Raw genomic sequence first — 13,486 nt, 5'->3', positions numbered from 1 at the left:
AAAAAAGGTAGAGATATGAACATACAAGACAAAACCGTGATCTCGGCGCATGAATTGCTGGCACCAGACTCACATGGCAATTCATCGGTGAAGTACATACTGCTGGCCCTGTGTTTGGTTGCTGCGTTGCTGGTACCTGTGGTGGTTAAAGACCCGTCACACCAGAATCTGGCAATATTGATTTTGATGGCTGCACAATTGGGCGTTGCCTGGAATATCGTTGGCGGTTATGCGGGCCAGGTCTCGCTGGGGCACGTCGCCTTTTACGGGCTGGGTGCTTACACCTCGACACTGCTGTTGACGCAATTTGGCCTGAACGCCTGGGTGGCCATGATCTGTGGTGGCGTATTGGCGGCGGCAATCAGTCTCATCATAGGCTGGTCATGCTTTCGCCTTAACGGACATTACTTTGGCATGGCAACCATTGCGGTGGCTGAAATCATCCAGATCATTTTTACCAACTGGGAATACGCTGGCGCTGCCGTTGGCCTGACCATACCGATGGACCAGCAAGGCTGGGGCAGCATGATATTTACCGACAAGGCACCGTATTACTACATCGCCCTCGGCCTCTTGCTGGTGACGCTGGCAGTGAATTACTGGATAGAACACAGCTATCTTGGCTATTACTTCCGCGCCATCAAGGATGAACCAGATGCTGCGCGCAGTCTAGGTATCAACCTCAGCCGCTACAAGCAAATCGCTTTTGCCGTCAGCAGCTTCTTTACCGCCATTGGTGGCAGTCTGTACGCTCAGAAGGAATTGTATATAGACCCAGGCTCAGTCCTGCACACAGGTCTGTCGATCAAGATGGCACTGGTATCTATCCTGGGTGGGGTAGGTACTTTGCTGGGACCAGTCATCGGTGCAGGTGTACTCACTTTCATTGAAGAAGGTACGCGTGCCCTGTTTGGTGGGTCAGGTCGTGGTACTGATCTGGTGATTTATGCAGCATTGATCGTGGTGATTGCCGTGTATTACCCGACAGGCGTATTGGGCTGGATCAAGCAATTTTTTGCGCGCAGAAAAGCCGTCAAGGCGCAAAAGGAACAAGACGTACAAGAAGCAAAAAGGGAGGCAGCATGAGCTTGTTGCGAGTAGAGAGCGTCAGCAAACGCTTCGGCGGCATCACCGCCAACCAGGATGTCTCATTTGAAGTGGGCGCGGGCAAGATCGTCGGCCTGATAGGTCCGAACGGTGCAGGCAAGACCACGATGTTCAATTGCATTGCCGGATATGCGCCGCCAACTACCGGTGAAATCTGGATGAATGATATCAAGGTATCCGGCATGCGCCCTGAGCAATGCGCGCGCGCTGGCATAGGCCGCACCTTTCAGGTGGCACGTACTTTCACCAGCATGACAGCGCTGGAAAACGTCATGGTAGGTGCCTTCCTGATCAACAAGAATGTGGGTGATGCGAGACAAAGTGCGGCAAAATTGTTGAGCTTTGTCAACCTGGGCCAATTCAAGGACAAGCCTGCCGGCAGCATGACCATCAGTGAACAGCGCCGCCTTGCCGTGGCACGCGCGCTAGCCGTCAGGCCGCGATTGCTGCTGATGGATGAAGTCATGGCGGGTTTGAATCCGACGGAAGTCAAAGAGACGGTGGACGTGGTCTTGAAAATTCGTGAAGAAGGCATTTCCTGCCTCATCGTAGAACACGTATTGGAAGGCATTATGCCGATTGCAGATGCCATTGTCGTGCTTGATTATGGCAAGAAGATAGCCGAAGGTAGTCCTGAACAAGTATCTAACGATCCCAAAGTGATCGCTGCTTATCTGGGAGATGAATGATGCTGCAAGTAAGAAATCTGAGAGTCAGTTATGACGGTGTGCTGGCCTTGTCCAAAGTCGATATCGATGTAGAAAAGGGCAAGATCGTCGCCCTGGTCGGCGGTAATGGCAATGGCAAGACCACCACTTTGCGGGCCATTGCCGGTTTGAATGCGGCGGATGCAGGCCAGATCGTATTCGATGGCAAACCACTGGAAAAAATCCCGGCCAGCAAACGGGTGGGACTGGGGCTGTCGCTGGTACCGGAAGGGCGGCGCATCTTTGCCCGCCTGACGGTGGAAAGGAATTTGCAACTGGGTGCCTATACCCGCCGTGATGATGACGAAGTGGCTGAATCCATAGACACCATGTACACGCTGTTCCCTATTCTTAAAGAAAGGCGATATCAACTCGCCGGCACCATGAGTGGTGGTGAGCAGCAAATGCTGGCGATAGGCCGTGGCCTGATGGCGAAACCAAAATTGTTGTTACTGGATGAACCATCCTGGGGTATCGCTCCGAAATTTGTCACCAAGGTGCTCGACACCATACAACTGATTAATCAGCAGGGTATGTCGATACTGCTGGTCGAGCAAAACCTGCATAAGGCGCTGGCAATTGCGCATAACGGTTATGTCATACAGACCGGCCGTATCGTCATGCAGGGTACGGGGCAGGAATTACTCAACAATGACGATGTCAAAAAGGCGTATCTAGGCGTCTGATCCATATGAAGTTGAACGGACCGACAGCAAGTGCCAGCACTTGCTGCTGGTTTGTTGCGCCCTGGATTTTGGCAGGAATAATGTTTTACTCTTTAGGGGCTAACCATGCTGAACAAGTATATCAGGAACTGGAAGATAGGCCACAAGCTGGGCCTGGGTTTTGCATTTGTCATCTTGCTCATGCTGGCCCTGACTGTGACGGGATATACACAATTGGGTCGGGTCAACCAGGGCGTGAATCTCGTCGTCAAGGAGGTCTACCCCAAAACAGCGACAGTCAACCGTATCAAGTCTGATCTTGATCATATCGCCAGAAGTATCAGGAATCTCTTGCTGCTGTCTACGCTGAATGAAAGAAAGTCCGAGCAGGCGGCAATAGACAAATCAGGCAAACAGATAGAGCTTGATCTGGCGCAGTTTGGCAAACAGGCCAGCTCAGCAGAAGAGAAAAAACTTTTGCAGGCCGTGCTGACAGCAAAGCTGCGCTATCAGCCTGTGCTCGATAAATTCCTCAAGCTGGTGGTGGATAATGAAGTCGAGCAGGCCAAGGACCTGGTCTTGCCCGAGATCGCTCCTTTGCAGGACCAGTATTTTTTGGCACTTGATCAACTCGTGGCCTTACAGGCCACTCAGATGGAGCGCAGCGGTAGTGATGCAGCCTCTATATCTGGTGCCGCACAGATAATGATGATCATCTTGCTGGCGTTTGCAGGTGCAGCGGCAATCCTGATCGCCATCTTTACGACCAGGGCGATTACCGCTTCATTGAAAGCGGCTATCCTGCTTGCCGAGTCGGTAGCGGGCGGCGATTTGCGGGCTGACATAGAAGTCAGGAATAATGATGAAACAGGTCAATTGCTGACATCGCTGAACCAGATGAGCCAGAGTCTGATTAATACCGTAGGCCAGGTCAGGAAGAGTTCAGAAAATATCGGTCTTGCCTCACGCGAAATTGCCAATGGCAATATGGATTTATCCAACCGTACCGAGCAGCAGGCATCTGGTCTGGAAGAAACTGCGGCGTCGATGGAACAACTGACAGCGACTGTCGGCCAGAATGCAGAAAATGCCGCCCAGGCACATGATTTGGCTGGCAAGGCTTACCAGCATGCGAGCAAGGGTGGCAAGGTGATTGATCAGGTAGAACTCACCATGGGCGCGATCAAGGCCAGTTCCAATAAAATAGTGGATATCATCGGTGTCATTGATGGCATCGCTTTTCAAACGAATATCCTGGCCCTGAATGCCGCAGTAGAAGCTGCTCGTGCCGGTGAAAACGGGCGTGGCTTTGCGGTGGTGGCTGCAGAGGTACGCAACCTGTCGCAAAGATCAGCCAGTGCTGCGAAAGAGATCAAGACTTTGATTGCCGATTCAGTCGGGCAGGTGGATGCCGGTGGTAAACTCGTCAATGAAGCCAGCCTGACCATGCGCGATATCGTCAGCTCAGTCCAGCATGTGGCCCAAATCATCAGTGAAATCAGCGCGGCCAGCCATGAACAAAATACCGGCATCGTACAAGTCAACCAGGCCATCAGCATGATGGATCAGATGACACAGCAAAATGCAGCACTGGTAGAGCAGGCGGCTGCCGCAGCCAGGAGCATGCAGGATGAAGCAGAATTGTTGGTCGATACTGTGGCAGTTTTCAAGCTGGAAAAAGCCATACAGGCAAGTCCGGCAAGGGTGGATATATCGGTACATGCAAGACCGGCACTGCGCATGTCCAGTACTAGCAAAGTGCTGCCTGGTTAAGGTGAATATGGCAGGCGAAGTATGAGGGCTGTGGATAAAAACATAAAATATCGATTTTTTATTGATAAATCAATGTGAAAAGACTGACTTTTTGCTCAAAGAAGATAAAATCAGACTATGAATTACGCCAGTCTTTTATTCAATTTATCTTTAAAGAATCATTATGTCCACGACCAAGCCTGTCAAAAAAGCCACCCCAAGTCCGGCTGCATCTACTGCCACGCCGAGGGTACCTATCGTCTCCTCTTCCCATCTGGCTGAGGGCAGGAGTGCAGAATTGAGTGAATTTGAATTTGGAATGATTATCGCCAGCAATGCCTTTAACCGCTGGGCGGTCAGGTGCATGGCTGCGGTGGGTATGAAAGACATGACAATCACCGATGTGTTAGTGCTGCACCATATCAACCACCGGGCGCGCGAGAAAAAATTGGCCGATATCGCCTTCATCCTGAATATTGAAGATACCCACATCGTCAATTATTCATTGAAAAAACTGCAAGCCCTTAAACTTGTGCAGACAGAAAAGCGTGGCAAGGAAATCCTGTATTCGACCAATGAAGCAGGCCGTGATATCTGCCGCCGTTATTCTGAAGTGCGTGAACAGGTACTGGTATCCGCATTGACTGGCGATGGCACCGAGAGTTTCGAATTAAGCGAACTGGCGCGTTTCCTGCGGGTCTTGTCTGGCTTGTATGAGCAGGCGGCCAGGGCTGCGACATCTTTGTAGGCGTCTTATGATCCCCCCCCTTTGCTGCATTAGCTGCCAAGGAGGAGTTGGTTGTAGTTATTGCTCTTGTTGCAATTGCCTGGCTTGCTTCTGGTTCTTTTTGAGATTGATCGCCAGCAAGATGACGATGAGTTTAAAGATCATGAAGGCAATGAAAATACTCAAGGCCAGCGGCAAGATCATCAGGGCAACGGCAATTGCCACGCAGATCGCTGCTAAATGTGGTAGCGGCAATGCCATCATTGCGACAAAGGCTTTGCGGCAAAAATAATAAAATTCGTGAGCAGCCTGGCGCATCAGCACGAATAATTGTTCAGTTTGAGCAGATTTCATTTTATTTCCTTTTATTTTCTGGTTTTATGATGTTACAGCGATGAGTACAGATTACGCCTTCGCGCACTTATCTGCATGGGCTATGCGACGAACTGCAGAAATGCGGGATCAAGAGGTGGTCAGTACCTGTTAAACGAATTTACCCGGTCTCATAATGGATAATTCATGTAAGCAGACTTTGCCAAGCCTGCATAAACAGGTTTCGCAAGGTACAATAAAAAATCGTCAGCATCCTTATTGCTATCATGACAGACCAGAAAAACACTGAATTCGCTTTCCTTGAAGCCTTTACTGCGGAATTGTCTGCCAAAAAGCTGGTATTCCCCACGTCTTTGGGGGCAACCATGAAGATCAGGAAGGCGCTGAGCCAGGCAGACATCTCCACGGACATGGTGACACGCATCATAGGTACTGAGCCAGTTTTGTCTGCCAAAGTGCTGCATTTGAGTAATTCTGCCAGCTTTAATCCCCAAGGCAGGAAAATCACTGATCTGCGTTCTGCCACCAATTTGCTGGGGTTTTCTGCAGTACGCAATCTCGCGATCTCCATAGGCATGAAGCAACTGGCAGAGAATAAATACAATGGAAGCCTGTCTGCCCAGATGGATGGCCTGTGGCGGCGCAGTCTTCGCGTAGCAGCCCTGGCCATGGTGATTGCCAGGACCTATACCCGCCTGAGTGCCGACAAGGCCATGCTGGCTGGTTTGCTGCACGATATAGGTAAGTTCTATATTTTGAATCGCGCCAATCATTACCAGGAGTTGTTCAGTTCCGAGCAGGTGCTATGGGATTTGATCGATCACTGGCATGCCAGCATAGGCAGCGCGATACTGGAAGATTGGGAAATTTCTGAAGATATCCGTGTTGCCGTGCTTGACCACCGTGATCATCAGCCTGGCCCGACGCATAAAGTTGGCCTCATTGATGTGGTCACCGTAGCAGACTTCCTGGATGCGCATTTCGTCAATGAAAGCATCGCCGAACTGGACTGGAATACCGTACCAGCCAGTTTCAAAATACTGAATATCGATAAAGATAATATTGATGCCCTGATGCAGGAAACCAGGACCGAACTGGCTTTGGTTTTGAAGGCTATTAACTAGAGTTGCAATTCCGGCTTCAATTCTGGTTTCAATTCAGCAATGCTCGTATACGTTCGTAACCAGCACGACTAACCGGTACTTGCTCGCCATTTTTCAGGACAGCAACCTGGCTGTCCTTGCTGGTCTTTTCCATCGCTTGCAATGCACTGATCTGTAACAGGAAAGAACGGTGCACGCGTACGAATTTGCTCGCATCTAGTTGCGCTTCCAGATCAGACAGGCTCTGGGTTTTCATGTACGACTTACCGGCTGCGTGGATAAGAATATAGTCATCCTGCGCTTCAACATAATCTATGCTTTCCAACGACACCACATGCACCTGGCCACGGTCACGTATCAGCAGGCGTTGCAGTTTTTCGCTTTGCTGCGTCACTAACGTTTGTATGGCTTGCGTTGATGACAGGGTTTGCTCTGCGAGCAGCTTGCGTGCCTTGATCAGTGCCTCATCAAAACGTTGTTGTGAAAAAGGTTTCAATAAATAATCGACCGCATGCAGATCAAATGCTTTCAATGCGTATTGATCATAGGCAGTCGTAAAGATCACGCCACTGCGCCTGCCAGTTAATTCGAGCACTTCCAGCCCTGACAGTTGCGGCATTTGTATATCCAGCAAGACCAGGTCAGGATTGAGTTTGCTGATGGCATCGACGGCTTCCAGCCCGGTCTCGCATTCACCTATTATTTCTATATCCGGGTGCGCACGCAAGTACTCTTGAGACAATCTTCGGGCCAGTTCTTCGTCATCGACGATCAAGACTTGTAAGCGCTTATTCATGTTTGTTCATGATTGTGTGGTTCAAAAGGCAAGGCTATTTCCAGTATAAATTTTTTGTCTGACCGCTGCCAGCTGACGCGCGCCTGTTCTCCATACAAGGCCAGGAAACGCTGACGCAGATTGCTCAGGCCCAGTCCATTGCCTGTGCTGTTACCTGGGTCAGCGCTGACTGGATTTTCTACTGCAATATGCAACCACCGGTCACGTTGAAATATCGCGACATTGATAGTGCCGCCCTTGGGTAAATTGCGTATGCCGTGCTTGATCGCATTTTCCAGCAGGGGTTGCAATATCATCGGCGGGATCAGCGCAGTTTCTGCTTCAGTAGTAACTTCAAATTCCATGCCCAGTTTTTTACCAAAGCGGATTTTTTCCACTGCCAGGAAATTTTCGCAGAGTAGCAATTCTTCTTTCAGGGTGATTTTTTCTTTCCCCGCTATCGCCAGGGTTTGCCGGAAAAAATCAGCAAGTGCGATCGTCATGGTACGTGCGGCAACGGCATCAATCGTCGTCAGGGCACTGATGGAGTTGAGACTGTTGAACAAGAAGTGCGGATCAATCTGTGAGCGCAAAACTTGCAGTTCAGCGTCCCTGGCCAGCAGGCGTGATGCCGCTTCTCGCCGGTCTGACTCACGGATATTGTCGAAAGCGATGTACACATCAAATGCCAGCAACGCCAGCAGGTAAACGGCAAAGCCGGTGATGAAGAACAGCACCGATAAATGACTGCTCACATGCAGTACTTCCACATCATCTGACGCCAGCACCAATACCTTGTTCCAGCCGTAGCAAAGCCCCAGCCAGCTTATGCCAGAAATCAAGGATGCACTGGCAAAAACCAGCGTCGCCAGGCTGAAACTGCGGCGATTGAAGGGCAGTGAGCGACAAACAAAATAAGCTGAAGAAGTCAGGAAGCTGCCAAACAGCGCCATTGGCAAAGCAAAGATCAATGCAAACGACCAGTTTGCCAGATCAGCTGCCACCAGCAATCTGGCGATCAGCACGCCTGTCATCATCCAGGCAGTGAGATAAACCAAAAAGCGGCGGCGGTCTGACAAAATAGGGTGCATGCAGTGACTTCTTAGTTATTGACTTCTTAGTTATTGACTTCTCAGTTAGTGACTTCAACACCACCCATGACGGCATAACCCTTGATGTAAAGCTTTTTCGCATTCAACATGGGCGGTACCGTTTTATCATCAAAGCCACCGAGTATGGGCGAGCCGTGTGACACCACAGTCCAGTCGTTTGGTACTTTCAGGACGATGCCACCCCACATGGCAAAAACATTCAGGGTCGCTTCTGATTGCATGGACGCGGTGCGTAAATCCAGTTCTACTCCACCCATGATGCAATTGATTTCACCCCCACGAAATTCCTGTGAACTGTTTTGTAACTTGTTGCCACTCATGACAGCGACGATATTGCAAACAGCATCCTGATTCGTGCCATTGTTGATTATTTTTTCCTGATCGCCGATCTTGCCTTTGAATATCACCATCAGACCAGCAAAAATCAGGAAAACAGGCCACCAGTCACGCATGCGGAAATAAATGATGCCCATATGATGCAGGATCAGCAAAGCACCCAGGCCAACAAAGCCACAGCCTATGATATAGCCAGCCGTGGTGTCACTTTTTGATATTTTCAAAGCACCGACGAAGATGAAGACCAAGGGCCAGAAGTGGAAGACTTCACGTACGTTAAACAGATTCAGGTTGTCTAACAGCGCCAGCGCACCAAAAATCAGGAGCATGGCACCAAGCAGTATGCGGCCCTGGGGATTATCGTTTTTCATGATAGTGATCCAAAAATTGTGAGCGTTAATTTTTATTTCTGTACTTCTCTGCTGGCTAGCAAACCACCGACGAGATGCTGGATGCCAAAGGCAATCAAGAGCAAAGGCCAACTGCTGCGGAAGTTCCAGCCCCACAGCTGTTCTATGGATATATACAGCCACAGGGCAAATACCAGGCTGAAGCAACCTTTAGCAATATGCTCAGGCTTGCCGGGACTGACAATATCAACCACGCCGCCAATGGCGATCATGGCTGGCAGTAAAAACCAATAATCAAAGGCGCGAATCAAATCGAGGCGGTCCATCAAAAAGACACTACCCGCGACGATCAGGGTCAGGCCAAAAAACAGATTACCCTTGCTGGGACGCTGTGCTTCAGAATTGCCAGACATATCTTATCCTTTCATTCATCAAAAACTTCTGTGTTTTTGTTTCATGAAACGAGAATACTGAAAGCGCGGATGCTTGTCGCCTCAATTTCGGCGAATGACGGTGCTTCGTCGGTGACTGACGAAAAGCTGATGGAACGAGGTTGGATATGCCGGCAGAGTCAGCAATGTATCAACAGGGCTGACTGGCTATAGCTTTAGCTCAGCAACTGTATGAAATGCTCGGCAGTACGTACGATGCGCTTGGATTCAGTGCCAAACACATCATGCGTCTCTTGCACGATAAATTCATTGGAGCCCTTGGTGCAATACAGCAAACCACGGAAATTCGTGCCCAGATAGGTAAACGGCGCCAGCTTGGTCTTGACTGGCACGTCGCTCCCTATCAGGGTACGCAGTTTGCGTTCAACGTCATACAGGCTTTTTTCATCCAGGGTGACCGTCGCGCCCTTGGGCGTGGGGAAAGTCGACTGAAAGGACGGACTTTGTCCCATGGGATTTCTGAAGGTGATTTTGATACCCAGTTTTAAAAACTTGGATACTGCAGTGAAGTCATTTTCGTCGTACATGGCAATGTCCCGGATTATCGTGCCCGCAAGTAGGTTGGCAGCACTTTATGGTATAGAAAGATTGCCAGAAATCAGTTATTTGCACAACTTTTCTTGTGTGAACATGAGTCAAAAAGACGGGCGTTTTACATACTGTAACCCTTGGCCATCAGCACTGCACCTGCAAGTATGAACAGGATGCCAGCCAACTCCAGCTTCAAAATCGTTTGTACGGTGTTGGCTTGCGCCTCAGGAAATACCGGCAACTGGTTTTGTTTTACCACTTTGCCCCAGCGCAGGAACACCAAAGTGGGGTAGACAGACAGCAAGCCCACGATGATAAAGGCAGTCATCTTGAGCAAGAATGCATGATTATGCAGATAGTAATCCTGGCCTTTTTCAAAGTACATCACACGCAAGACACCCAGCACGATGATGAGCATGGCGCTCACGCCATAGATACTGTCGATAAAGCGCAGACTCCTGGCCGATGAGACAGTCAGGGGCTGGCGCACCAGCACGAGTTCTGCCAGCAGCATGCTGACCAGGGTAAAGGCAGCGATATGATGCAGCAAGGCGACGATGATATTCATAGCGATGGCTCCTTTGACGGCTGGCAGGGTAGTGCAGGAAGTCTAAGCCATTTATGCCTTGCTTGCTTAAAAAATAAGATCAAGCTTGTGAACTTTGTCGCCAGCCACCCAAAATCTGGCGTGAGCAGTGTTATTGCTGCATAGCATCACAGAGCGGCAGGCTAAGCGCCTGCAGGATATTGCCTTGTTTGTCCTGGGCAAACGCCAGCACTGAGAGGTTCTTGCGTTTGGCATTGGTTGGCACATTCAGCTGCGTGGCAAAACTTGCCGGCTTGCCAGCGGTGAGTGGGTAAGTGTCACCCCATTCCCTGGCGACAAAGTCATGCTGCAAAGTGGCGCTGCGGTTTTCACCCGCCTGTATCTTGCTGACCAGGCCTTGCTCAAGCAGGGCAAAATGCAGCTTTGCATCTTGCATGCTATTGCCTTGCAAATTGAAGTACAGCTTGTTGTCGGCGAGTTTTTCTATCCCCAGGCGTAGTGATGCCGTGGCTGGTTTTTGATTAATTCGGCGGATGTCATCTGCCATGCCATTGCGCCAGCTACGCAGTTCTTTTCCGGCGATGAAGATTTCTGGCGTATAGACAGTGCGGCTATTCGCCAGATCAGCCAAAGTCCTTTGTCTGTCGGCATAAGTCTTTTTGGCAAACACATCTTTCCAGCCCAGGTAATCCCAATAATCAACATGCAGGGAAACGGGAATGACCTGCTCACTGTTCAAGCCTGTGCTTTGATACAGACGACTGATGGTTTTGTCGGCGGGCGGGCAGCTATCGCAACCCTCAGAGGTATACAACTCAAGCAGGGCAACGGTGTGTGCAGAGCTGGATTTACTACAGATTTCTGCGGCTTGCATATTGCTAACGGCACAGGAAAAAACGGCAAGTAAGAGCAGGGCTTTCATGAACTATCCTCAGTGGGTGGATATTCATTGGTCGTTGCCTGCCGGGTTTCCTTACATACGTTTTATTGGACTGCCTGCTTTTTCCAGTCCGCATAGTTTTGCGGGACATTGACGTCTGGCACCATGATAGTTGACAGGCTTAGCTTGAGTGCGGCCAGTTCTTCTTCTGGGTCAACGTAACCAGCAGACAAGGGCAGGCTGAGCAGCTTGTCCTGCAATGCAGAAAATTGCAAGGATGGATGCTGGTCTGACAAAGCCTTTATTGTATGTTCATTGACCTGATTCAATGCACCCTTGATGGCATACACAATGAGGTTGTAGCTGTCAGGTGAACGCGTCCAACTGACCTGGCTTGCAAACTGCTGGCGCAAGCGGCTCAACATGCCAGTCAGGGCACTTGGTTTGCCCCAGACATTGGCGACCATGATGCCGTTCTCCATCAGGTTAGCATGGCAGATCGCATAAAACGCTGCCGTATTCAAGTCCGCTACCAAGCCATTTTCATCATAGGCGTCCAGCAGCAAGACATCGGCATCATAAGTATTGTCCTGCAAGTGAGTCACTGCATCGCAATGGATTACTTGCAGGCGTTCATCGTCCGGCGGCAGCATGAATAGCTCACGCATGGCGATCACGTCTGCATTGATTTCCAGCACAGTGATGCGGCAGTCTGGCAAATGGCGATAGCAATACTTGACCAATGAGCCACCGCCCAGGCCTATCAGCAGGATATGACGAGGCTGTGGGTGGAACATGAGCATGCCCATGACAGTGCGTGAGTAGGCACATACCAGTTCATCCGGCGCATCCAGCTTCATCGCGCTTTGCATGCACTTCGGGTTCAGATACATGATGCGTAGATTGCCATCATCGAAGTGAAAGGGGCGGCCCTCGTGCACTTTTTGTATTTCTTCGAGATGGCGGATATGCTCGCGTTCAGCCGCTGGCACCTGTTTCAGGAACAGGCTGGAAAGGCTTTTCCGGGGTTTTTTCATATCCGCCTCCTTTAAGTTGCTGTTCAACCTGCCAGTTGGGCTTTCAGTGCCGCAATTTGGCTCAGCAATTCACTGTTCTCAGTTTGCAAGTGCATAACTTGTTGACGCAGGCTGCTGAGTTCATCTGCATTTCCAACATTGCTGCTGGCGCTGTCTTGCCTGCCTTCCATCGCTGCAGGCGCAGCCGCTTCAGCGGCAACAGCTTTGGCAGGTGCTTTTTGCTCACGCACTTTTTCCCTTACCTGACGGGCGGCCTGTTGCAATTCCTTGCGGCCACCGGCAACAGCGGCGACTTGATCTTCATTGGGCAGCGAGGCAATTGCAGCTGCCGCACTGATGGAGATTGTGCCGTCGCGCACGGCTTGCACAAGTTCAGGTGTAGCGGCTTTCTGGATTTTTTCTATCTGTACTACGGCATTGCTGCTGATACCTGCCAGACGGGCGATTTCCTGTCGGCTTTGCGTGGGCTTGACCACAGGGACGGCAACATCGCTTTCCGCATTTTCTGAAGGAGCCTGCTCCTCCTGCGCCTTCATACGGGCCAGGACGATTTCTTTTTTGCGCAAGGCCAGCATGCCGCGCTGGAAGTCAGTCACACTACGGCGACCCAGATGATTGTCTATCATCCACAATTGCACGTCTTCGATATTACTGAAGTTGTCGTTTTGAACAATATTGTAGGGCAAGTTATGACGCTGGCAGATCGCATAGCGGTTATGCCCGTCTATGAGGATATCACCCCAGCATACCAGAGCGTCACGGCAGCCCTCAGTCAGGATACTGCGCTCCAGAGCAGTAAATTCATGCTCGGTCAGGGGGTCTATATAGGCGCGCAGGGCCTCATGAATGATAATACTCATACAATAATATCCAGGCTGGAATGTTTCGGGGAAGGCGGCATTGTAGCCGAGAACAGGCGTAACACCGTTGTCAGCTGGTAGCGCGTGTACAATACTGCTCTTTCGGCGTAATCTTTCAGGCGTGGTGAGCGTAACAAGCGCCATGGAGCACGCCCATTTTATTGATCAAATTCGTTGTAAAAATTGCCATGGGTGAAATGCATCCACAGCCG

16 protein-coding genes are annotated in these 13,486 nt (G+C 50.3%); 6 read left to right on the top strand and 10 right to left on the bottom strand.

The features are described from left to right. Positions 1-15: 15 nt before the first annotated feature. From ACO0LG_RS18450 to ACO0LG_RS18430, 5 genes are all read left to right on the top strand, one after another. Complete coding sequence (locus tag ACO0LG_RS18450; protein ID WP_423028997.1) at positions 16-1,086, top strand: branched-chain amino acid ABC transporter permease; 1,071 nt, start codon at positions 16-18, stop codon at positions 1,084-1,086. Further along, positions 1,083-1,796: an ABC transporter ATP-binding protein gene (locus ACO0LG_RS18445; protein WP_423028995.1), complete on the top strand. Its 714-nt coding sequence runs from the start codon at positions 1,083-1,085 to the stop codon at positions 1,794-1,796. The genes ACO0LG_RS18450 and ACO0LG_RS18445 overlap by 4 nt, the downstream gene beginning before the upstream one ends. Then, positions 1,796-2,500 carry an ABC transporter ATP-binding protein gene (locus tag ACO0LG_RS18440; RefSeq protein ID WP_423028993.1) on the top strand — a complete coding sequence of 235 codons (705 nt, stop codon included), beginning with the start codon at positions 1,796-1,798 and terminating at the stop codon, positions 2,498-2,500. The genes ACO0LG_RS18445 and ACO0LG_RS18440 overlap by 1 nt, the downstream gene beginning before the upstream one ends. A gap of 105 nt (positions 2,501-2,605) precedes the next feature. After that, entirely contained in the window at positions 2,606-4,252 is a 1,647-nt protein-coding gene (locus tag ACO0LG_RS18435; protein WP_423028991.1) for a methyl-accepting chemotaxis protein, read from the top strand. 163 nt (positions 4,253-4,415) lie between these two features. Next, positions 4,416-4,979, top strand: coding sequence for a winged helix DNA-binding protein (locus tag ACO0LG_RS18430; protein WP_423028989.1), 564 nt, complete (start codon positions 4,416-4,418; stop codon positions 4,977-4,979). 57 nt (positions 4,980-5,036) lie between these two features. Here the strand turns inward: ACO0LG_RS18430 and ACO0LG_RS18425 are convergent, their stop codons facing one another. Next, complete coding sequence (locus ACO0LG_RS18425; protein ID WP_423028987.1) at positions 5,037-5,312, bottom strand: hypothetical protein; 276 nt, start codon at positions 5,310-5,312, stop codon at positions 5,037-5,039. Between the two features lie 245 nt (positions 5,313-5,557). On the opposite strand from ACO0LG_RS18425, the gene ACO0LG_RS18420 reads away from it, so the two are divergent. Continuing rightward, positions 5,558-6,415 (top strand): HDOD domain-containing protein, encoded by an 858-nt coding sequence (locus tag ACO0LG_RS18420; RefSeq protein WP_423028985.1) that lies wholly within the window; start codon positions 5,558-5,560, stop codon positions 6,413-6,415. Between the two features lie 28 nt (positions 6,416-6,443). On the opposite strand, the gene ACO0LG_RS18415 is transcribed toward ACO0LG_RS18420, so the two are convergent. The 9 genes from ACO0LG_RS18415 to ACO0LG_RS18375 form a co-directional block, all read right to left on the bottom strand. Further along, the gene (locus tag ACO0LG_RS18415) at positions 6,444-7,190 is read right to left on the bottom strand and encodes a LytR/AlgR family response regulator transcription factor (protein WP_423028983.1); all 747 of its coding nucleotides are present in this window, start codon (positions 7,188-7,190) and stop codon (positions 6,444-6,446) included. Continuing rightward, positions 7,187-8,260 (bottom strand): sensor histidine kinase, encoded by a 1,074-nt coding sequence (locus ACO0LG_RS18410; protein ID WP_423028981.1) that lies wholly within the window; start codon positions 8,258-8,260, stop codon positions 7,187-7,189. Before ACO0LG_RS18410 ends, ACO0LG_RS18415 begins: the two co-directional genes overlap by 4 nt. Before the next feature lie 41 nt (positions 8,261-8,301). Then, a complete protein-coding gene (locus ACO0LG_RS18405) occupies positions 8,302-8,988 on the bottom strand; it encodes a LiaI-LiaF-like domain-containing protein (protein ID WP_423028979.1) in 687 nt (228 codons plus the stop codon). Positions 8,989-9,020: 32 nt separating this feature from the next. Next, positions 9,021-9,380, bottom strand: coding sequence for a LiaI-LiaF-like domain-containing protein (locus ACO0LG_RS18400; protein WP_423028977.1), 360 nt, complete (start codon positions 9,378-9,380; stop codon positions 9,021-9,023). Positions 9,381-9,574: 194 nt separating this feature from the next. Further along, positions 9,575-9,946, bottom strand: coding sequence for a hypothetical protein (locus tag ACO0LG_RS18395; protein WP_423028975.1), 372 nt, complete (start codon positions 9,944-9,946; stop codon positions 9,575-9,577). 125 nt (positions 9,947-10,071) lie between these two features. Next, complete coding sequence (locus tag ACO0LG_RS18390) at positions 10,072-10,518, bottom strand: DUF2214 family protein (RefSeq protein ID WP_423028973.1); 447 nt, start codon at positions 10,516-10,518, stop codon at positions 10,072-10,074. 130 nt (positions 10,519-10,648) lie between these two features. Continuing rightward, positions 10,649-11,419: a DUF1223 domain-containing protein gene (locus ACO0LG_RS18385; protein ID WP_423028971.1), complete on the bottom strand. Its 771-nt coding sequence runs from the start codon at positions 11,417-11,419 to the stop codon at positions 10,649-10,651. Positions 11,420-11,481: 62 nt separating this feature from the next. Next, positions 11,482-12,414 carry a fused MFS/spermidine synthase gene (locus tag ACO0LG_RS18380; RefSeq protein ID WP_423028969.1) on the bottom strand — a complete coding sequence of 311 codons (933 nt, stop codon included), beginning with the start codon at positions 12,412-12,414 and terminating at the stop codon, positions 11,482-11,484. 23 nt (positions 12,415-12,437) lie between these two features. Continuing rightward, positions 12,438-13,274: a hypothetical protein gene (locus tag ACO0LG_RS18375; RefSeq protein WP_423028967.1), complete on the bottom strand. Its 837-nt coding sequence runs from the start codon at positions 13,272-13,274 to the stop codon at positions 12,438-12,440. Between the last annotated feature and the right edge of the window lie 212 nt (positions 13,275-13,486).

It is taken from the genome of Undibacterium sp. Ji42W, from assembly GCF_049340405.1.
In the GTDB taxonomy this organism is placed as follows: domain Bacteria; phylum Pseudomonadota; class Gammaproteobacteria; order Burkholderiales; family Burkholderiaceae_D; genus Undibacterium.
The sequence above is the reverse complement of the archived record's forward strand: the minus strand, read 5'-3'. Positions and strand labels throughout refer to the sequence as shown.

Excerpts from the sequence above, each read along its gene's own strand:
- ACO0LG_RS18450 (WP_423028997.1), top strand. The coding sequence starts at position 16 with ATGAACATACAAGACAAAACCGTGATCTCGGCGCATGAATTGCTGGCA.
- ACO0LG_RS18445 (WP_423028995.1), top strand. The coding sequence starts at position 1,083 with ATGAGCTTGTTGCGAGTAGAGAGCGTCAGCAAACGCTTCGGCGGCATC.
- ACO0LG_RS18440 (WP_423028993.1), top strand. The coding sequence starts at position 1,796 with ATGCTGCAAGTAAGAAATCTGAGAGTCAGTTATGACGGTGTGCTGGCC.
- ACO0LG_RS18435 (WP_423028991.1), top strand. The coding sequence starts at position 2,606 with ATGCTGAACAAGTATATCAGGAACTGGAAGATAGGCCACAAGCTGGGC.
- ACO0LG_RS18430 (WP_423028989.1), top strand. The coding sequence starts at position 4,416 with ATGTCCACGACCAAGCCTGTCAAAAAAGCCACCCCAAGTCCGGCTGCA.
- ACO0LG_RS18425 (WP_423028987.1), bottom strand. The coding sequence starts at position 5,312 with ATGAAATCTGCTCAAACTGAACAATTATTCGTGCTGATGCGCCAGGCT.
- ACO0LG_RS18420 (WP_423028985.1), top strand. The coding sequence starts at position 5,558 with ATGACAGACCAGAAAAACACTGAATTCGCTTTCCTTGAAGCCTTTACT.
- ACO0LG_RS18415 (WP_423028983.1), bottom strand. The coding sequence starts at position 7,190 with ATGAATAAGCGCTTACAAGTCTTGATCGTCGATGACGAAGAACTGGCC.
- ACO0LG_RS18410 (WP_423028981.1), bottom strand. The coding sequence starts at position 8,260 with ATGCACCCTATTTTGTCAGACCGCCGCCGCTTTTTGGTTTATCTCACT.
- ACO0LG_RS18405 (WP_423028979.1), bottom strand. The coding sequence starts at position 8,988 with ATGAAAAACGATAATCCCCAGGGCCGCATACTGCTTGGTGCCATGCTC.
- ACO0LG_RS18400 (WP_423028977.1), bottom strand. The coding sequence starts at position 9,380 with ATGTCTGGCAATTCTGAAGCACAGCGTCCCAGCAAGGGTAATCTGTTT.
- ACO0LG_RS18395 (WP_423028975.1), bottom strand. The coding sequence starts at position 9,946 with ATGTACGACGAAAATGACTTCACTGCAGTATCCAAGTTTTTAAAACTG.
- ACO0LG_RS18390 (WP_423028973.1), bottom strand. The coding sequence starts at position 10,518 with ATGAATATCATCGTCGCCTTGCTGCATCATATCGCTGCCTTTACCCTG.
- ACO0LG_RS18385 (WP_423028971.1), bottom strand. The coding sequence starts at position 11,419 with ATGAAAGCCCTGCTCTTACTTGCCGTTTTTTCCTGTGCCGTTAGCAAT.
- ACO0LG_RS18380 (WP_423028969.1), bottom strand. The coding sequence starts at position 12,414 with ATGAAAAAACCCCGGAAAAGCCTTTCCAGCCTGTTCCTGAAACAGGTG.
- ACO0LG_RS18375 (WP_423028967.1), bottom strand. The coding sequence starts at position 13,274 with ATGAGTATTATCATTCATGAGGCCCTGCGCGCCTATATAGACCCCCTG.